Genomic DNA, 18970 nt, shown 5'->3' with positions numbered 1-18970 from the left:
TCAACAACTCTGCAACGTGACTGACAAGAATCTGTAGCAGGTTTTTCGCCGCGCGGGCAACGGGGCCCGCCGGAGCGCCGAACCAGAGGTGGTGGGCTGTGGTGGCCATGGCTGCTCGTTACGACTACGTGGTGATCGGTGCCGGGTCGGCCGGCTGCGTTCTGGCCGCGAGGCTGTCGGAAGATCACGACACTCGCGTTCTCCTGCTCGAATCCGGTCCTTCCGACGACGCGCCCGAGATTGCCGTGCCACCCGCGTGGCCCGCGCTGTGGGGCACGGAGGTCGACTACTCCTACGACACCGTTCCCCAGCCCGGCACCGGCGGGGTGGTACACAACTGGCCTCGGGGGCGCACGCTCGGCGGGTCGAGCAGCATCAACGCGATGGTGTACCTGCGTGGGCACGGCGCGGACTTCGACGCGTGGGCCAAGGCGGGCTGCGACGGCTGGGACTACGCCTCCGTGCTGCCCTACTTCCGTCGTATGGAGACCGTCAGCGGCCGGGATCCGCAGTACCGGGGTGAGGACGGCCCGATGCGTCCGGCTCCGTCGGCGCAGCCGAATCCGCTGTCGCAGGTCTTCCTCGACGCGGCGGCGGCGACCGGTCATCCGCTGACGGACGACTTCAACGGAGCGGTGCAGGAGGGTGCCGGCTGGCACGACCTGTCGATCACGGAGGGGCACCGCCAGAGCACCGCGGCGGCCTATCTGCACCCGGTCCGTGACAGCCGTCCGAATCTCACGGTCGCGACGGAGTCTCGTGCCCACAGGTTGCTGTTCGACGGCACACGCTGCACCGGTGTCGAGTACGAACGCCGCGGCGAGCTCGTCACCGCGTACGCCGACGCGGAGGTGGTGGTCAGCGCGGGCGCGGTCGACTCACCCCGGCTGCTGCTTCTCTCCGGTGTGGGCGCGGCCGACGAGTTGGAGCAGGCGGGTGTCGCGGTCGTGCACGACCTGCCCGGTGTCGGCCGCAACCTGCACGACCATCCGCTGTGCGGGATCGTGTACGAGGCGAGCCGGCCCATCCCGCCAGGGCTCGCCAACCATGCCGAGGTGTCGATGCTGTGGCGCAGCGACCAGGCCCTCGCAGGCCCGGACATGCAGCTGATGTTCATCCACCTGCCGTTCCACCCACCGACGCTTCAGGCCCCGGAGAACAGCTTCACCTTCGGCGTCGCCACGGTGCCCGAGGCACGCGGCTCGGTCCGGATCGCGGGGCCCGATCCGCAGACGCCGCCGCTGATCGATCCGAACTATCTGGGCGCGGAGTCCGACGTGCGCCGCCTGCTGCACGGCATCGAGGTCGCCCGCGAGATCGCCGCCTCCGAACCGTTCGCTCCCTGGCGTGCCCGCGAGGTGCTTCCCGGACCCGACGTCACGGACGAGGCCGGTCTGCGGGAGTTCATCGCCCGGGGCACCGGAACCTACTACCACCCGGTCGGCACCTGCGCGATGGGCGTCGGGCCGGAGGCCGTCGTGGGGCCCGACCTGCGGGTGCACGGCCTGGAGGGCCTGCGGGTGGCCGACGCCTCGGTCATGCCGAGGCTCGTCTGCGTCAACACCAACGCCGCCACGATCATGATCGGCGAGAAGGCAGCGGACCTCATCCGCCGGCCCGGCGCCTGACCACCCGAGCTCACGCGAAGCTGAGGAGAACCCCGCGATGACCGAACTTCTCGATGACGTTTCCTGGCAGGGCAAGATCTACAGCAATGGCTGGACCACCGCCCACGGCGGTGTGCTGGACAGCACCGAACCGGCGACGGGTGCCGTTCTGGCCCAGGTCGGCCTGGCCGATGCCGACGACGTGGCGGCCGCGACCGCCCGAGCCGCCCAGGCACAAGCCGAATGGGCCGCGCAGACCGGCCCGTCCCGGGCCGCAGTGATCCGCAAGGCCGCCGCCGTCCTCGCCGACAACCGTGCGGAGTTCGAGCGCTGGCTCGTCCGCGAGGGCGGCGCGGTGCCGGGCAAGGCGGCATTCGAAGTCGACCTGGTGCTGGGGGAGTTGTGGGAGGCGGCGGCGCTGCCCACTCAGCCCTGGGGGCACCTGCTGCCGTCCAGCGAGCCCGGCCGGGAGAGCGTCGCCCGCCGGGTGCCGCTCGGCGTGGTCGGTGTGATCAGTCCGTGGAACTTCCCGCTGATCCTCTCCGTCCGGGCCGTCGCGCCGGCGCTGGCGCTGGGCAACGCGGTCGTCCTGAAACCGGACGTACAGACGGCGGTGTCAGGAGGCACGCTGGTCGCGCGGCTGTTCGAGGCGGCCGGCCTGCCCGACGGCTTGCTGCATGTGCTGCCCGGGGACGCCGGGCCCGGCGCGGCGCTGGCCGAGGACCCGAACGTCGCCATGATCGCCTTCACCGGCTCGACGGCGGTCGGCCGCGAGGTCGGCGCCACCGCCGGGCGCACGCTGAAGCGGGTCTCGCTCGAACTCGGCGGCAACAACGCCCTGATCGTGCTCGACGACGCCGACCTGGAGATCGCCAGTTCGGCGGGAGCCTGGGGCGCGTTCCTGCACCAGGGCCAGGTCTGTATGACCGCGGGCCGGCACATCGTGCTCGAATCCGTCGCCGACGAATACCTCGACCGGCTGGCCAAGCGGGCGCAGGGGCTTCCGGTGGGCGATCCGTTCACCGGGCAGGTGGCCCTCGGGCCGCTGATCAACGAGCGGCAGCGGGACAATGTGCACCGGATCGTGGAGGAGACCGTCGGGGCAGGGGCCGAGGTCATGGCCGGCGGCTCGTACGACGGGCTGTTCTACCAGCCCACCGTGCTGGCCGGTGTGACCACGTCGATGCCCGCGTTCCGCGAGGAGATCTTCGGACCCGTGGCGCCGGTCGTCGTCGTACGCGACGAGGCCGAGGCGGTGGCGGTCGCCAACAACACCGAGTACGGGCTGGTCGCCGCGGTGCAGACGGGATCCCCGGAGCGTGGCCGCGATCTGGCGCGACGGCTGCGGACCGGCATCGTCCACATCAACGACCAGACCCTGAACAACGACGCGTACGCACCCTTCGGCGGTACGGGCGCCTCCGGCAACGGCAGCCGGTTCGGCTCGCAGAGCAGCTGGGACGAATTCACCCAGTGGCAGTGGGTCACCTTCCGCGACCAGGCGCACGCCTTCCCCTTCTAGCCATCCGGGGAGCCGCTGTCGAACGTACGTACTTCGGCGTCTGGCCGTTATGCGGTCGTGAGTGTGCCGGGCGGTGGGAACCGCCCGGCACACTCACGACGCCAGAGCAGGGCCGGAACGGGAAACCCGTCCAGACCCATGTTCTACAGAACCTTGACGCACTGCGGTACTTCTGTAGAAGATTCCCCTATCGGTACCTGCGCTAGCGCGAGGAGGCGCTCGTCATGGTGGTGGCAAGCAAGCCGGACGTGGTCGAAGCCGCGAACGGAGCGCCGGAGTCCACGGGCACGGTGGTGGTGACCTTCGACCGGAACCCGGACGCGTACCGGCACTGGAAACTGCGCACCGACGGGCCCGTCGCCTGGCTGGAGATGGACGTCGACGAACAGGGCGGCCTGGTCCCGGGCTACGAGCTGAAGCTCAACTCCTACGACCTCGGCGTGGACATCGAGCTGTACGACGCCCTCCAGCGGCTGCGGTTCGAGCACCCCGAGGTGCGGTCGGTGGTGGTGACCAGCGCGAAGGAGAAAGTCTTCTGCGCCGGAGCGAACATCCGGATGCTGGCGGCCTCCCCGCACCACTGGAAGGTGAACTTCTGCAAGTTCACCAACGAGACCCGCAACAGCATGGAGGACGCCTCGGAGCACTCCGGGCTGACCTTCATCGCAGCGGTCAACGGCTCCTGCGCGGGCGGCGGTTACGAACTCGCGCTGGCCTGCGACAAGATCCTGCTGATCGACGACAACTCCTCGTCGGTGTCCCTGCCCGAGGTCCCGCTCCTGGGCGTGCTGCCCGGGACCGGCGGCCTGACCCGGGTCACCGACAAGCGCCGCGTACGCAAGGATCTGGCCGATCTCTTCGCCACCCGCAGCGACGGCGTACGAGGCAAGACGGCCGTGGACTGGCGGCTCGTCGACGAGGTCGTCCCGCGCCGGGACTTCCGTACGGTCGTCGAACAGCGAGCCGTGGAAGCGGCCGGGCACAGCACCCGGCCGACGGACGCCGAGGGCGTCGAACTGACACCGCTGGAGCGGGACGTCACCGAGGACGGCATCACGTACCAGTACGTGCGCGCCGAGTACGACCGTCCGCTCGGCCTGGTCCGCATCACCGTACGGGGCCCCGTCGAGGACGCCCCCGCCGACGCCGCCGCGATCCACGACGAGGGCGTGGGCGGTTGGCTGCTGGCCGTCACCCGCGAGCTCGACGACCTGATCCTGCGGCTGCGGGCGAACGAGACCGAGCTGGGCACCTGGGTGCTGCGCACGGAGGGTGATTCCGCGCTCGTACTGGCCCATGAGCAGGCGGTGTTGGGCGCCGCCGCCGAGGGCGACTGGCTCAGCAACGAGATCCTTCACTACTACAAGCGCACCCTGAAGCGGCTCGACGTCACCAGCCGCAGCCTCATCGCGCTCATCGAGCCGGGCAGTTGCTTCGCGGGTCTGCTGCTGGAGCTGGCCCTGGCCTGCGATCTGCAGTACATGCTGGATGGCCCGCCCATCGAGGACCCGGACAGCGACGAGCGCGCCGGGCTCACCCTCTCCGAGGCCAACTTCGGCACCTTCCCCATGGGCAACGGCCTGACCCGTCTCCAGTCCCGCTTCTACCAGGAGGACGACCACCTCGAGTGGCTGCGCCGCGAGGCCGGGCAGCCGCTGAGCGCCGCCCAGGCCCGCGAGCTCGGCCTCGTCACCGACGCGCCCGACGACATCGACTGGGAGGACGAGATCCGCATCGTCCTGGAGAGCCGGGCGGCGCTGAGCCCGGACGCCCTGACGGGCATGGAGGCCAACCACCGGTTCGTCGGCCCGGAGACCATCGAGACCAAGATCTTCGGACGGCTCACCGCCTGGCAGAACTGGATCTTCATACGCCCCAACGCCGCCGGCCCCGAAGGCGCGCTGCGCCGCTACGGCACCGGCCAGAAAGCGGTCTACGACCGGAAGCGAGTGTGACCCGATGCCCACGAAGATCGACTACGACTCCAAGATCCCCAACAACGTCGCTCTCGCCGACGACCGCCGTCTGCAGCGGGCGCTGGAGGGCTGGCAGCCCAAGTTCCTCAACTGGTGGGGCGAAATGGGCCCGGAGCTGGAGAACCGAGGCGTCTACCTGCGCACCGCCGTGTCGGTCGGCCGCGACGGCTGGGCCCACTTCGACCACGTCAACGTGCCCGACTACCGCTGGGGCATCTTCCTCGCCGAACGCGACCCCGACCGCCGCGTCGCCTTCGGCGAGCACAAGGGGCAGCCTGTCTGGCAGCAGGTGCCCGGCGAGTACCGCGCCGACCTGCAACGGCTGATCGTCATCCAGGGCGACACCGAGCCGGCCTCCGTCGAGCAGCAGCGCCTCCTCGGCCTGACCGCCCCGAGCCTGTACGACCTGCGCAACCTCTTCCAGGTCAATGTGGAGGAGGGCCGGCACCTGTGGGCGATGGTCTACCTGCTGCACGCCTACTTCGGCAGGGAGGGCCGCGAGGAGGCCGAGGCGCTGCTCCACCGCAACTCCGGCAGCCCCGACGCGCCGCGCATCCTGGGCGCGTTCAACGAGGAGACCGCCGACTGGCTGGCCTTCTTCATGTTCACGTACTTCACCGACCGGGACGGCAAGTACCAGCTCGGCTCGCTCAAGGAGAGCGCCTTCGACCCGCTGTCGCGGACCTGCACCTTCATGCTGAAGGAGGAGGCGCACCACATGATGGTCGGCACCACCGGCGTCGACCGCGTGGTGACCCGCAGCGCCCAACTGGTCCGCGAGCACGACACGTTGGACATCGCTGCCTGCGGCGGCATCCCCCTGGACATCATCCAGAAGTACATCAACTTCCACTACACGGTCTCCCTGGACCTCTTCGGCAGCGAGACCTCCACCAACGCGGCGAACTACTACACCGCCGGGCTCAAGGGCCGCTGGCAGGAGGAGCGCCGCAAGGACGACCACCGGCTCACCGACCACAGCGCCTTCCTGGACAAGCCACTGACAGACGGCACCTGGTCGCAGGACGAGGTCCCCGCGCTGCTCGCCCTCAACCTGGACCTGCGCGACGAGTACATCTCCGACTGCGAGAACGGCCTCAAGCGCTGGAACCGGATCCTTGAGGAGCACGGGATCGCCTTCCGGCTGAAGCTGCCGCACCCCGGCTTCAACCGGAACGTCGGCCTCGCCGCCGGCCACCACGTCACCCCCGACGGCACGATCGTCGACGAGCAGACCTGGGAGGCGAGCCGCCACCACTGGCTGCCCACCGCCGAGGACCTGGCGTTCGTACGGTCGCTGATGCAGCCTGTGTACGAACGCGGCAAGATCGCGAGCTGGGTCGCGCCGCCGGTCAACGGCATCAATGGCCAGCCGTTCGACTACGAGTACGTCCGACTGGTGTGAGGTGAACCGGATGCCTGAGGCGTTCAACACGGCGGACTATCTGGTCGACCGGCACGTGCGGGAGGGCAACGGCGCCCGCACGGCGCTCGTCACTCCCACACGCACGCTGACCTACGAGCAGCTGTCGGCGGAGGTCCGCCGCGTGGCGGCCGGGCTGCGCGCCCTCGGCGTACGCCCGGAGGAGCGCGTCCTGCTGTGCATGGTGGACGACATCGAGCTCTTCACCGGCATCCTCGCCGCCTTCCACATCGGCGCCGTGGCCGTCCCCGCGTCGACCATGCTCACCGGTCCGGAGCTGGGCAAGCTGGTGGCCGACGCGCGTTGCCGGGTGGTGCTGGGCTCCGCCGAGTTCGCGCCGGTCGTACGCGCGGCGCTCCAGCAGGCGCCGGAGGTCGAGCACGCCGTCCTGACCGGGCATGACCGCACAGGACTGCCCGGCCATGTCGAGGGCCACACCTGGCAGCAACTGCTGGACTACGGTGCCGGCACGGACGACGGGCCGTATCCGACCTGGCCGGACTCGCCCGCCCTGTGGCTGTACACATCGGGCACCACGGGCACGCCCAAGGCGGCCATGCACCGCCACATCGACATCAAGTTCGTATCGGAGAACTACGGGCAGCGGGTGCTGGGCATCGGCCCGCAGGACCGCTGCCTGTCCGTCGCGAAGCTCTTCTTCGCGTACGGCATCGGCAACTCGCTGTTCTTCCCGCTGGCGGCGGGCGGAACGGCACTGCTGGAACCTTCCAGGCCGTCTCCCGCGCTGTTCGCGAAGCGGGCGGCCGGAGACCGGGCCACGGTCCTGTTCGGCACCCCCAGCTTCTTCGGGCCGCTGCTCGCGAGCGCCGACATCCCGGACGACGCCTTCGCGACGGTACGGATCGGGGTCTCGGCCGGAGAAGCGCTGCCCGCGCGGATGTACGAGGGGATGCTGCAACAGTTCGGTGTGGAGGTGCTCGACGGCATCGGGTCCACCGAGATGCTGCACATCTTCATCTCCAACCGTTCGGGCCGGGTCCACCCGGGCTCCTCCGGCGAACCCGTTCCCGGGTACAAGGTGGAGCTGCGCGACATCGAGGGCCGGGTGGTGGAGGGCGACGGCGCACCGGGCGAGCTCCACGTCCGCGGTGAGTCCGCGGCCACCGGCTACTGGTGCCGGGCCGAGACCACGCGCCAGGTCTTCCTCGGCGACTGGGTGCGCACCGGCGACACCTACATCCGCAACGCCGACGACACCTACACGTGCATGGGCCGCACCAACGACCTGCTCAAGGCGGGCGGTATCTGGGTCGCGCCCGCCGAGGTCGAGGAACGCCTCCTCGCCCATCCGGACGTGGCCGAGGTCGCCGTGGTCGGCGTACCGGACGCGGACGGCCTGGACAAACCGGTCGCCTGCGTGGTGCCCAAGCCCGGACGTGAGGTCGACCCGGACGCCCTCGTCGCCTGGTGCCGGGAGGGCCTGGCCGCCTTCAAACGCCCGCGCGGGGTGATCGGGCTGCCCGAGCTGCCCCGTACACCCACCGGCAAGATCCGCCGCAACGTGCTGCGCGCCATGGTCCGCGACGGTTCTTGGGCGGAGGCGCCCCCTTCCGGGACGACATCAAGCTGACGTCCTCCCTGCCACTCGGCAAGCCACTCTCTTCCCCCTGCACCAAGGAGGACGTGCATGTCCCCGTGCCCCGCGGATCACAGCACGGATCTGCTCATCGTGGGAGCCGGCCCCACGGGCCTGTTCGCCGCCTACTACGCCGGCTTCCGCGGTCTGTCGGTGACCGTGCTGGACTCGCTGCCCGAGCCCGGTGGCCAGATCAACGCCATGTACCCGGAGAAGCAGATCTTCGACATCGCCGGATTCCCGGCGGTGCGGGGACGTGAGCTCGTGGACCGGCTCCTGGAGCAGGCCGCACCGTACGACCCGTGCCATCTGCTCGGCCACCGGGCCGAGACGATGGAGCGGACTACGGAGGGCGCCTTCGTCGTGACCACGCACCAAGGGGTGCGGGTGCGGGCCAGGGCCGTGCTCATCACCGGCGGCATCGGCACCTTCACGCCCCGCCCGCTGCCGGCCGCCGCCGCGTACGAGGGAGCCGGACTGGCGTACTTCGTGCGCAGGCCGGACGACTACGCGGGCCGGGACGTGGTGATCGTCGGGGGCGGTGACAGCGCCTTCGACTGGGCCCTCACCCTGCACCCGCTGGCCGCCTCCGTGACCCTGGTCCACCGCCGCGACACCTTCCGCGCGCATCCGGCCACCGTGGCCGCCGTACGGGCCGCGGGCGTGGAGATCCTCACCGAAGCCGAGCTGTCGAAGGTCGTCGGCGACGGAGGGGACATCGAGGCCGTGGAGATCACCCGGCGCGACAGGCAGACGCACCGCCTGCCCTGCCGGGGGATCATCGCCGCCCTCGGCTTCACCGCCAACCTCGGCCCGCTGCTCGGCTGGGGGATCGACATCGCCCACCGGCGCCACATCCCGGTCGACTCGGCCATGCGGACCTCTCTCCCGGGGATCTACGCGGCCGGGGACATCAACGACTACCCCGGCAAGGTGCGGCTGATCGCGGTCGGCTTCGGGGAGGCGGCGACCGCCGTCAACAACGCCGCGCACCACATCGACCCCGAACAGCCGGTGTTCCCCGGCCACTCCACCGACGTATCCACGGCGGCCCCCGCCGTCGCGTAGCACCGAAGAGGACCGAGACAGCCCATGCCCTACGTGATAGCCGAGCCGTGCATCGACATCATGGACCGCTCCTGTATGGAGGAGTGCCCCGTCGACTGCATCTACGAAGGCGACCGCAAGCTCTACATCAACCCGATGGAATGCATCGACTGTGGCAACTGTGAGCCCGTCTGCCCGGTCGAGGCGATCTCCCAGGACCGCCGGGTGCCGCCGGAGCTGAAGGACTTCGTCGCCGACAACAAGCGGTTCTTCACCGAGTCCCTGCCGGGCCGCGACGAGCCGATCGGCCTGCCGGGCGGCGCCGCAGGCCACGGTCCGGTCGGCGCGGACACCGAACTCGTCGCCGGGTACGACCCGCGCGGTTGAACACTCTGTGAGGGAGGCGCCGTGATCGACGGCGAGACCGTGGTCGACGCGCACGTCCACGCCCCGAGGCTGTCCACACTCAAACCGGCCTGGTTCGAGTGGGCGGACACGTTCTCCGGCGACCACCCGTGGCGTGACGCCTACGACGAGCGGGGCGACCCCGTTCCCGAGCGGCTGGACGCCCTGCTGGAGTCCGAGGGCGTGGACCGTGCGCTGCTGTTCTGCGAGTACAGCCCGCGCGCCACCGGGATCCAGCCGATCGAGGACCTCCTGCCGATCGTCGCGTACAACCCGGTCCGCTTCCGCCTGGTGGCAAACGTCAACCCACACCTGCACCACCCGCTGGTGGCAGAGGCCGAACGCCAGCTGGACCTGGGCGCGGTCGCGCTCAAACTGCACCCTGTGCATGGCGGATTCGACCCGGCCGACAAGGAGTTCTACTCGCTGTACGCGCTCTGCGCCGAGCGCGGCGTCCCGGTCGTCGTGCACTCGGGCACCTCCAGCTTCCCGGGCGCCCGTGCCCGGTACGGTGACCCGCAGCTCCTGCTCGACGCCGTGGAGGACTTCCCGGACGTGCAGTTCGTCTTCGCCCACGGCGGGCGGGGCTGGTGGTACGACACCGCGGCGTTTCTCGCCCTGGCCAGGCCCAACGTCTGGCTGGACCTCGCCGGACTGCCCCCGCGCAAACTGCCCGAGTACTACGCCCGGTTCGGCCTGGCGAGGCTCGCCACCCGGTGCATCTTCGGCACCGACTGGCCGGGGGTGCCCGGCGCCTCCCGCAACATCGCCGCCCTGCGTGCGCTGGACCTGCCCGGCGACACCGTGCGTGCCGTGCTGTCCGGCAACGCGGCCAAGGTCTTCCCGGGCCTCGGAGTGTAAGGACATGACGATGGGTCAGCGGTGAGCCGGGCGGTTCGGTACGGTGCGCCCGCGCGATCTCACTTCTCGCCGTGCCCCTCGGCCAGCTCCTCCCAGCGCCGCAGCGCCACCGGATTCCACTCGGCGTGCCTGCTGTGGAAGAGTTCGGCCGCCCTGGCCCCGCTCCAGCCCGGAGGCAGCAGCTTCGACGGAAGCCGCGGATCGAGGAAGGGGAAGCGGCGCCACTCGTGCACCAGCATGGTCTGCGCATGCAGGACGGCGGCGCCGTCGGCGGGGCGCAGCCCGGTGAACTCGTCGATGAACGCTTCGTAGCGGTCCTCCACCTCGCTGAGGTCCCAGGCTCGGGCCACCATGGCCGCCTCGTTTCCCACAGCGCCGTACGTGGCGGCGAAGGACATCGCGTCGTCGGCGAGCCCGAGTTCCTTCAGGACGCCCAGCGCCTCCGCCTCACGGTCGGCGTGGGGCGTGATCCACACCCCGGGCTCCGGGGAGCCGAAGCCGGCCCAGGTGAGCCGGGTACGCACCCGGTGCCGCAGATCCCGCTTGGCCTCCGGCACCGAGACGAGGACCACCAGCCAGGTGCCGTCCCAGGTGTGCTCCCCGCTGCCGAAGTCGTAGATGCGCTGCGCGCCTTCGGTCAGCATCCGCCGCCCCGGCGGGGTGAGCGCCCAGCGGACGCGGCGTCCCATCCGCTCGGAGGCCAGCCAGCCCTCGGCCGCGGTCCGCGCGAGCGACTGGCGGGCCGACTTCTCCTCGACACCGAACATCGCCAGCGCGTCCACCAGCGCGGAGGTCCACACCGGCGTGCCCTTGGGCAGTACGTACTCGCCGAGCATGGTCATCAGCAGCGACCGCGCGCTGACGTCACCGACCTCCCGGCGCCGGCTGACCACCGGCCGTGCGCTCCCTGCTGCGGCCCGGTCGGCACGCTCCCTCCGGCCCGGTCCGCGCGACGCACGATCCACCATGGTCCTTCACTTCCCTTGTTGCTCGCCGATCCGATGTATCACGCCGTCGCGTGGCATCGACGTCATCAGCGTATCCAGGGCGCTCCGGCACGACGGCCGGGGCCAAGTCCCTCCACAGGGGAGCCCGCTCCTCCTTACACAATATCTTGTCGTTACGGAAATTATCAGTAGAGTGTCAGTCGCGTCGGCGGGCCGCCGACCAGAACGAGCGACGCACGAAAGGTGGGTGGACCCGCCGTGGCCGCGAAACTGCACAGCTACCTCGCCGGTGACTGGTATGAAGCACCCGACGAGGGTCGTCCCCTGCTGGACGCGGCGACCGGCGCCGAGGTGGCCCGGCTCTCGCAGCGCCCCGTCGACGCCGCCGCCGCGCTGCGCCACGCGCGGGAGGTGGGCGGCCCCGCCCTGCGCGAGCTGACCTTCCACCAGCGCGCCGGTCTGCTCAAGTCGCTGGGCAAGCACCTGGCCGCGCACACGGACGAGTTCCACGCACTGTCCACCCGCACCGGAGCGACCCGCCGCGACTCCGTGCTCGACGTAGACGGCGGCATCGCGGTGCTCTTCGTCTACGGCGGCAAGGGCACCAAAGAGCTGCCCGACGGGCATGTCCTGCCCGACGGCGACATGGAACCGATCGGCAAACAGGGCACCTTCGCCGTACGCCACGTCCATGTGCCGCGGCAGGGCGCGGCCGTGCAGATCAACGCGTTCAACTTCCCCGTGTGGGGCATGCTGGAAAAGCTCGCGCCGGCTCTGCTGGCGGGCCTGCCGTCCGTGGTGAAACCCGCGGGTCAGACGGCCTACCTGACGGAGCTGGTGTTCCGCCGCATCATCGAGTCCGGCATCCTCCCCGAAGGCGCCGTCCAGCTGATCTGCGCCCCGCCGGACGGCATCCTCGACGCGCTCACGGGACAGGATGTGCTCAGCGTCACCGGGTCCGCCGCGACCGCCCGCACACTGCGCAGCCACCCGGCCGTCGCAGGCCGCGCTGTCCGCTTCAACGCCGAGGCCGACTCGCTGAACTGCGCGGTTCTCGGCCCGGACGCCGGGCCCGGCACCCCCGAGTTCGACCTGTTCACGCAGACCCTGGTCACCGAGATGACCGTCAAGGCCGGGCAGAAGTGCACCGCGATCCGCCGTGCCCTGGTGCCCGCCGGACTCATCGACGCCGTACAGGAAGCGGTCTGCGCCGAGCTGGCCGACCTGTGTGTCGGCAACCCCGCCGATCCCACGGTCACCATGGGCCCCCTGGCCGGCCTCGGGCAGCGGGAGGAGGTGCTGCGCGCGCTCAAGGCGCTCACGGCGGCGGCCCGCCTCGTCCACGGCGACCCGGACCGGTTCGAAGTCCTGGACGGCGACCGGGAACGCGGCGCCTTCCTTCCGCCACTGCTGCTGCGCTGCGACGACCCCGACCGGGCCGAGCCGCACGAGGTCGAGGCGTTCGGCCCTGTCAGCACCCTTCTGCCGTACGACGGGACCGCCGCCCATGCGATCGCGCTGGCCGCGCGCGGCGAGGGCAGCCTCGTCGGCTCGGTCGTCACCCACGACCCCGGCTTCGCCCGCGAGACCGTGCTCGGGGCCGCCCCCTGGCACGGTCGCCTGCTGCTCCTCGACCGCACCGACGCCGGGGAGTCCACCGGTCACGGCTCGCCGCTCCCGCACACCGTGCACGGCGGCCCCGGCCGGGCGGGCGGCGGCGAGGAACTGGGCGGCATCCGCAGCGTGCTGCACCACATGCAGCGCACCGCCGTCCAGGGGCCGCCCGCCATCCTCTCGACACTCACCGGGCCCGACCCGGCCACGACCGCTGAGCCACAGGGTGAGGAGTAACACCATGGCCGATCTCGTGGACGGACGGCACGGTGGTGAACCGGGCCACCGCGGTCAGTTGCCCGCGATCGGCCTCGCAGGCGGTGGCCCCGGTGCCCACCGCCTGTACGCGCGCCTAAGCGCTCACCGGATCACCTTCCGCCCCGGGCACCGACTCCTCTGCCTCCTCCGGTGAAAGGTCACCCAAGTAGGCCGCCCGCACCGCCGGATCGGCGCGTACCTCGTCCGGTGTGCCGACGCTGATCCGGCGGCCGAAGTCGAGGACGACGACCTGGTCGCAGACGCTCATGACCATGTCGACGTCGTGCTCGACGAGCAGCACCCCCATGCCCCAGTCCTCGGCGAGTCGCCGTACCAGACGGGCCAGTTCGCGGGTCTCGTCGTCCGAGAGACCGGCCGCCGGCTCGTCGAGCAGGAGGACGGACGGGGAGGTCGCCACGGCGCGGGCGATGGCCAGTAGCCGTCGCTCCCCGTACGAGAGGTCGCCCACCGAGCGGTCCAGGCTGCTCTCAAGGCCGAACTCCCGTACCGCGATGAGTACTTGGGCGGGCAGGGGGCGGCTTCCTGGACGTATCAGGTCCTTGAGGTACGTCCACGGGCCGGGGCGGTCGCAGGCGGCGTACAGGTTGTCGAGGACAGTCATGTCCTCGAAGAGTTCCAGTGACTGGAAGGACCGGCTCAGGCCCGCGCGGGCGCGCAGGTGCACGGCGGTGCCGGTCAGGTCCCGGTCGCCGAGGCGGACGCTGCCGGAGGCGGGCCGGGTGAAGCCGGTGACCGCGTCGATGGCGGAGGTCTTGCCCGCGCCGTTCGGGCCGATGAGGCCGGTGACCCGGCCGGGCTCGATGGCGAAGGAGAGATCGTCGACGGCGACGACACCGCCGTAGCGCACGGTCAGGTTGGCGACGTGGAGGGGGAGGGGTGCCGCACGGTGTGCGTCCGGCGCGGCCTCGGGAGTGGGAGTGGAGGCGGGGGCAGGTGCCCCCTCGATGGAACGCGCCCGGTCGAGGGAGCGTCGCCGGGGCAGCCGGCGCTCAACTGCCGCCGCCTGCTTGCCGAGCCCCTGACCGATCCCGTCCTGGTTGCCCACCAGGGTGAGCAACAGAATGATCCCGCCGATCAACGGCATCCACTCGCTCAGCCCCGGCACCACCAGATCCCCGAAGCGGGCGCCGACCGTGCCCGCGGCGAACGTGGCGCCGAACAGCGGGCCGACGAGGAAGCCGACCCCGCCGATGACCGCAAGCCCGAGCGCGGTGATGGAGTCGAAGGCCGCGAAGTCGGTGAAGACCACCGAGGTCGAGCGGAAGCCGGTGAGCACGCCCGCGAGTGCGGCGATCGCCGCGGACACCCCGAACGCGTACAGCTTCGTGGCGCGTACGCCGATGCCGAGTGCGGCGGCGGCCCGCTCGTTGGCGCGGACCGCGATCAGCCGGCGGCCGGTCCGGCTGCGCCGGATGTTGGCCACCACCAGCGCGGCTCCGATGAAGAGGAGCAGCACCAGGGCCGCGTACCGCTGCGGATGGTCGACGCCGGAGATGTCGATGCCGAACAGCGTCTGCCTGCCCACCGCGATGCCGTCGCTGCCGGGGGTGGTGGCCAGGTCGGTGTTCTGGAAGACCATCACCTCCAGCGTGGTGCCGAGGCCGAGGGTGATGATCGCGAGGTTGACTCCACGGGTGCGGACCGCGGGCAGGGCGAACAGCAGGCCGATCGGTACCGTCCCCAACACGCCTGCCAGCAGGGCGAGTTCGAAGGGCCAGCCCCAGTCGGCGACCGCGTGCCCCGCGATGAAGGCGCCGGTTCCGGCGAGTGCGTACGCCGCGAGGGAGACCTGTCCCGCGTAACCGGTGACCACCACGATCGACAGGATGATCAGGGAGAGCACCAGGGTGTTGGTGATCGCGTCGGCCCACTGCGGCGTGGACAGTGCCACCAGCAGCAGGGCGACCGCGACGGTGACGGCCAGTGCCACCGGCCGTACGCGTCCGGTGCCGAGCGCCGGCAACCGGTCCAGGAACGTGCCGCGCAGCGGTAGTGCCCGGCCGCGTGCCACCAGGACCAGGGCGATGACGAGGAACGGCACCGACGCCGCGAGGCCCGTGATGTCCGTGCCGAAGCGGGTCAGTTCGGACTGCACGATGCCGATGACGAGGCCGCCCGCCAGGGTGACGGGGAACGAGGAGAACCTGCCGACCAGGGCGGCGGCCAGCGCGCTGAGCAGGAGCGTGGTCAGGCCGTTCACGGACAGGCCGATGACCGGCACGATCAGGATGCCGGTGAGACCCGCGAGTGCCGAGCCGAGCCCCCAGTTGGCGGCGGCGATCAGATCCGCGGACCAGCCGAGAGAGGAGGCGGCGCTCTGGTTCTCCGCGACCGCCGTGGTGCCGAGCCCGAACATGCTGTGCTTGTAGAGGAGATGGAGCGCGACGGTGATGGCGATCGCGATCCCGAGCAGCCAGACCCGGTCCTCGGACACCGTCGCCCCGGCCACTTCCAGCAGGTCGGACGGCAGTTTGCCGGGCACGAGCTGCACGCTGTCGCCGTACCGTTTGACGGCCGCGGCGGTGAGCACGATGAACACGGCCAGGGTGCCCACCAGCCGGGCCAGTGAGGATGCCCGGCGCAGCGGGCGCATCACCAGCAGATGGGTGAGCACCCCCAGCAGCCCGGCCACCAGGACGCCGCAGCCGACGGCGGTCCAGTAGGACACGCCGTGCTGCACGGCGAGTTCCCATTGCACATAGGCGCCGGCCATCCCGATCGCGCCGTGCGCGAAGTTCAGGACGCCGGAGCCTCGGTAGATCAGCACGATGCCTTGGGCGGTGAGCGCGTAGAGCGCACCGAGCCCGAGGCCCAGGAGCGCGAAGCGCAGGATGTCGTCCACCAGATGAACCTCCAGGGCTTCATGAGTAGCGAACGCCGGGGGGCGCGGCAAGACCGTACAGCACATTTATTTAAATAATTCTGGCAAGAGTACTTCTCTAACGAAAGGCCGCGCCCCATGCTGGTCCCCTCTTCACCGTCGCCCGTCCGGGGCGCGAGCTTTCGCGGAGGAACCATGAACGACTCACGCCGGCGCAGAAGTACCGCAGCGAGCTGTCTCGCGATGACCGGAGCCCTGCTCATCGCGGGCTGCGGGGGCGGCGAGGAGGAGGAGCCCGCGGGCAGCGCGGCCGCGTCCTCGCTGACCGGCACACCGGTCAAGGTGATGGTCTGGGCACCGGAGAACACCCAGGGCAGCGCGCAGCCCGGCGTCCGGGTCACGGCCCAGGCGTACGAGAAGTGGATCAACGCGAACGGCGGCATCAAGGGCGGCCCGCTCAAGGTCATCACCTGCAACGAGAAGAACGACCCCGACGAGGCCGAGAACTGCGCCCAGCAGGCGGTCAGCGAAAAGGTGGTCGCGGTGGTCGGCTCGTACAGCCTCGCCGGGGATCGCTACATGCCGATCCTGGAGAAGGCCGGCATCCCCTACATCGGCGGGACCGGAGTGTCGGCCGCGGAGTTCTCCAACCCGCTGTCCTTCCCGGTCAACGGCGGCACCCCCGTGGTCTTCGCCGCGCACGGCCGTCAGCTGGTGGAGGCGGGCTGCAAGAAGATCTCCGGTGTGCGCTACGACGTCGCCGCCGCCGCGATCGTCACGCAGTTCCTCGGCCTCGGCGTGGTCTCCGCCGGAGGGAAGCCGCCCAAGGACCTGAAGGTGCCGGTCACCGCCACCGACCTCGCCCCGCAGGTGGCCGAGGCGACCAGGGGCAGCGACTGCGTGAGCGTCATCCTGGGCACGCACTCGGACCTGTTCGTGAAGGCGTATCTGCAGTCCGGCGCCAAGACCGAGCTCGGCAGCGTCGTCGGCAACCTCACCCCCGAGCTGGCCGAGACCACCGGCGGCAGCGGCAGCCCGCTGGACGGCTCCGCCGTCACCGGCTACTACCCGCCGGTCTCCGACCCCGCCTGGAAGGACGCCGTGGCGGCCCTCGACGGCAAGGACGTCGACCTCTCCAACGGGGCCAACGCGACGACCTGGGTGGCGTTCAAGGTCTTCAGCGAGGCCGCCGGGAAGCTGCCGGAGATCACCTCCAAGGCCCTGGTGAACGAGCTCAACACCGCGAAGGGCATCGACACCGGTGGCCTGACCCCGCCGCTGACCTGGACGTCCGCGACCGCTCTGCCCATGAAGGGCATGAACCGCATCCACAACACCACCGCGACCGAACTGGTGCTGAAAGACGGCAAGATCGAGTGGGCCGAGTCCGGCTCTGACTTCGTCGACGTACGGAAGGCGCTGACCGCGTCGGCCGGCTGAACAAGGTCGGTCAGTCCGCAGAAGCGGCAACTACGGAAGGAGAAGTCCTGTGTCCACCAGCGCACCCGACCGCCCCGGCTCCGCAGCCGAAGCGTCCGCGGAGCCCTTGATCGCGACCCGCGGACTGTCCGCCGGGTACGGCACCCAGCCCGTCGTACGCGACCTCGACATCGAGGTGCGCCCCGGCGAGGTCGTCGCGCTGCTCGGCCCCAACGGTGCGGGCAAGACGACGACGCTGCGGGTGCTGGCGGGCGATCTGGCGCCGATGAGCGGCGAGGTGCGCTGGCTGGGCGGTGCGGGCCGGGCGCCGCTGCACCGCCGGGCCCGGCAGGGCCTCGCGTACGTCGGTGAGCGCGCGGTCTTCACCCGGCTCGACGTGGCCGAGAACCTGCGGGTCGGCCGGGTGGAGACGGCCCGCGCCCTGGAGCTGTTCCCCGAACTCGAGAAACGGCTCAGGACCGGCGCGGGCATGCTCTCCGGCGGCGAGCAGCAGATGCTCTCGCTGGCGCGCGCCCTGTGCCGGTCGCCCCGGCTGCTCCTCGCCGACGAACTGTCGCTCGGGCTCGCCCCGTTGGTGGTTGAGCGGCTGCTGCGCGCGGTGCGCGAAGCCGCCGACCGGGGCCTTGGGGCGCTGCTGGTCGAGCAGCACGTACGCAAGGTGCTGGACATCGCGGACCGGGTGTACGTGCTGCGCCGGGGCCGCATCGAGATGACCGGCACCCCGCGAGAGCTGCGCGAGAACCTGGACGCCGTCGAGTCCTCGTACCTCGCCCGGCCGGGGACCGCGGCGTCCATGTGAGCGTCACGGGATCCTTCAGGCGTTCCATCTCCTTCAGGACAGGCCGTCTCCTTCAGGACAGGCAGCCGACGTGTGCGAGGGCCTGCCTGAGGAGGACTCCCTGCCCGCCCGGCATCTCGCTCAGGACCAGTGCCTCCGAGGCTTCCTGCGGGCTGAACCAGACCAGGTCCAGAGCGTCCTGGCGAGGGCGGCAGTCGCCGGTCACCGGGACGATGTAGGCGAGGGCGACCGCGTGCTGGCGGGGGTCGTGGAACGGTGTGAACCCCTGCGTCGGGAAGTACTCGGCGACGGTGAAGGGCTGGAGGGAGGCCGGCACCTGGGGCAGTGCCATCGGGCCGAGGTCCTTCTCCAGGTGGCGCAGGAGGGCGTCCCGGACGCGTTCGTGGTGCAGTACGCGGCCGGAGACGAGGGTACGGCTGACCGTTCCGTCCGGCCCGATGCGCAGCAGGAGCCCGATGCTGGTGACCTCGCCGCTGTCGTCGACTCTCACGGGTACGGCCTCGACGTACAGGATCGGCATGTGGGCGCGCGCGTACTCGAGCTCGTCGGGACTCAGCCAGCCGGGCGTGGTTTCGGTCATGTCAGACATTCGCTGATCATACTTTCCGCCACTCGGCTTGCGCTCCCGCACG

14 protein-coding genes are annotated in these 18970 nt (G+C 70.7%); 11 read left to right on the top strand and 3 right to left on the bottom strand.

What is annotated here, in order from left to right; all coding sequences use genetic code 11:
* Positions 1 to 107 precede the first annotated feature (107 nt).
* The 8 genes from IEZ21_RS32920 (at position 108) to IEZ21_RS32885 (ending at position 10438) form a co-directional block, all read left to right on the top strand.
* A complete protein-coding gene (locus IEZ21_RS32920; protein ID WP_189325476.1) occupies positions 108 to 1628 on the top strand; it encodes a GMC family oxidoreductase in 1521 nt (506 codons plus the stop codon).
* A gap of 37 nt (positions 1629 to 1665) precedes the next feature.
* Positions 1666 to 3129 carry a benzaldehyde dehydrogenase gene (locus tag IEZ21_RS32915; RefSeq protein ID WP_189325475.1) on the top strand — a complete coding sequence of 488 codons (1464 nt, stop codon included), beginning with the start codon at positions 1666 to 1668 and terminating at the stop codon, positions 3127 to 3129.
* Positions 3130 to 3353: 224 nt separating this feature from the next.
* Positions 3354 to 5084, top strand: a complete 1731-nt coding sequence (boxC, locus tag IEZ21_RS32910; RefSeq protein ID WP_189325474.1) for a 2,3-epoxybenzoyl-CoA dihydrolase — start codon at positions 3354 to 3356, stop codon at positions 5082 to 5084.
* Between the two features lie 4 nt (positions 5085 to 5088).
* Positions 5089 to 6510: a benzoyl-CoA 2,3-epoxidase subunit BoxB gene (gene boxB / locus IEZ21_RS32905; RefSeq protein ID WP_189325473.1), complete on the top strand. Its 1422-nt coding sequence runs from the start codon at positions 5089 to 5091 to the stop codon at positions 6508 to 6510.
* Between the two features lie 10 nt (positions 6511 to 6520).
* Positions 6521 to 8119, top strand: coding sequence for a benzoate-CoA ligase family protein (locus tag IEZ21_RS32900; protein WP_189325472.1), 1599 nt, complete (start codon positions 6521 to 6523; stop codon positions 8117 to 8119).
* 57 nt (positions 8120 to 8176) lie between these two features.
* Complete coding sequence (locus IEZ21_RS32895) at positions 8177 to 9193, top strand: NAD(P)/FAD-dependent oxidoreductase (protein ID WP_189325471.1); 1017 nt, start codon at positions 8177 to 8179, stop codon at positions 9191 to 9193.
* Between the two features lie 24 nt (positions 9194 to 9217).
* Positions 9218 to 9559 carry a ferredoxin gene (fdxA, locus tag IEZ21_RS32890; protein ID WP_189325470.1) on the top strand — a complete coding sequence of 114 codons (342 nt, stop codon included), beginning with the start codon at positions 9218 to 9220 and terminating at the stop codon, positions 9557 to 9559.
* Positions 9560 to 9580: 21 nt separating this feature from the next.
* Positions 9581 to 10438 carry an amidohydrolase family protein gene (locus tag IEZ21_RS32885; protein WP_189325469.1) on the top strand — a complete coding sequence of 286 codons (858 nt, stop codon included), beginning with the start codon at positions 9581 to 9583 and terminating at the stop codon, positions 10436 to 10438.
* Positions 10439 to 10497: 59 nt separating this feature from the next.
* Here IEZ21_RS32885 and IEZ21_RS32880 read toward each other — a convergent pair whose 3' ends face one another.
* A complete protein-coding gene (locus IEZ21_RS32880; protein WP_246568367.1) occupies positions 10498 to 11331 on the bottom strand; it encodes a PaaX family transcriptional regulator in 834 nt (277 codons plus the stop codon).
* Positions 11332 to 11643: 312 nt separating this feature from the next.
* Between IEZ21_RS32880 and paaZ the strand changes: the two genes are divergently transcribed.
* Complete coding sequence (gene paaZ / locus IEZ21_RS32875; protein ID WP_189325467.1) at positions 11644 to 13236, top strand: phenylacetic acid degradation bifunctional protein PaaZ; 1593 nt, start codon at positions 11644 to 11646, stop codon at positions 13234 to 13236.
* 115 nt (positions 13237 to 13351) lie between these two features.
* Here the strand turns inward: paaZ and IEZ21_RS32870 are convergent, their stop codons facing one another.
* On the bottom strand, positions 13352 to 16120 hold the full coding sequence (locus IEZ21_RS32870) for an ABC transporter permease subunit (RefSeq protein ID WP_189325466.1): 2769 nt from the start codon (positions 16118 to 16120) through the stop codon (positions 13352 to 13354).
* 174 nt (positions 16121 to 16294) lie between these two features.
* Between IEZ21_RS32870 and IEZ21_RS32865 the strand changes: the two genes are divergently transcribed.
* Complete coding sequence (locus IEZ21_RS32865; protein WP_189325465.1) at positions 16295 to 17539, top strand: ABC transporter substrate-binding protein; 1245 nt, start codon at positions 16295 to 16297, stop codon at positions 17537 to 17539.
* 49 nt (positions 17540 to 17588) lie between these two features.
* Positions 17589 to 18338 (top strand): ABC transporter ATP-binding protein, encoded by a 750-nt coding sequence (locus tag IEZ21_RS32860; protein WP_189325464.1) that lies wholly within the window; start codon positions 17589 to 17591, stop codon positions 18336 to 18338.
* Positions 18339 to 18390: 52 nt separating this feature from the next.
* Here the strand turns inward: IEZ21_RS32860 and IEZ21_RS32855 are convergent, their stop codons facing one another.
* Complete coding sequence (locus IEZ21_RS32855) at positions 18391 to 18918, bottom strand: NUDIX hydrolase family protein (RefSeq protein WP_189325517.1); 528 nt, start codon at positions 18916 to 18918, stop codon at positions 18391 to 18393.
* Positions 18919 to 18970 lie beyond the last annotated feature (52 nt).

Source organism: Streptomyces flaveus, from assembly GCF_014647675.1.
Lineage (GTDB): Bacteria > Actinomycetota > Actinomycetes > Streptomycetales > Streptomycetaceae > Streptomyces > Streptomyces flaveus.
The sequence above is the reverse complement of the archived record's forward strand: the minus strand, read 5'-3'. Positions and strand labels throughout refer to the sequence as shown.

Excerpts from the sequence above, each read along its gene's own strand:
- boxB (WP_189325473.1), top strand. The coding sequence starts at position 5,089 with ATGCCCACGAAGATCGACTACGACTCCAAGATCCCCAACAACGTCGCT.
- IEZ21_RS32920 (WP_189325476.1), top strand. The coding sequence starts at position 108 with ATGGCTGCTCGTTACGACTACGTGGTGATCGGTGCCGGGTCGGCCGGC.
- IEZ21_RS32895 (WP_189325471.1), top strand. The coding sequence starts at position 8,177 with ATGTCCCCGTGCCCCGCGGATCACAGCACGGATCTGCTCATCGTGGGA.
- IEZ21_RS32865 (WP_189325465.1), top strand. The coding sequence starts at position 16,295 with ATGAACGACTCACGCCGGCGCAGAAGTACCGCAGCGAGCTGTCTCGCG.
- IEZ21_RS32915 (WP_189325475.1), top strand. The coding sequence starts at position 1,666 with ATGACCGAACTTCTCGATGACGTTTCCTGGCAGGGCAAGATCTACAGC.
- IEZ21_RS32855 (WP_189325517.1), bottom strand. The coding sequence starts at position 18,918 with ATGACCGAAACCACGCCCGGCTGGCTGAGTCCCGACGAGCTCGAGTAC.
- IEZ21_RS32900 (WP_189325472.1), top strand. The coding sequence starts at position 6,521 with ATGCCTGAGGCGTTCAACACGGCGGACTATCTGGTCGACCGGCACGTG.
- boxC (WP_189325474.1), top strand. The coding sequence starts at position 3,354 with ATGGTGGTGGCAAGCAAGCCGGACGTGGTCGAAGCCGCGAACGGAGCG.
- fdxA (WP_189325470.1), top strand. The coding sequence starts at position 9,218 with ATGCCCTACGTGATAGCCGAGCCGTGCATCGACATCATGGACCGCTCC.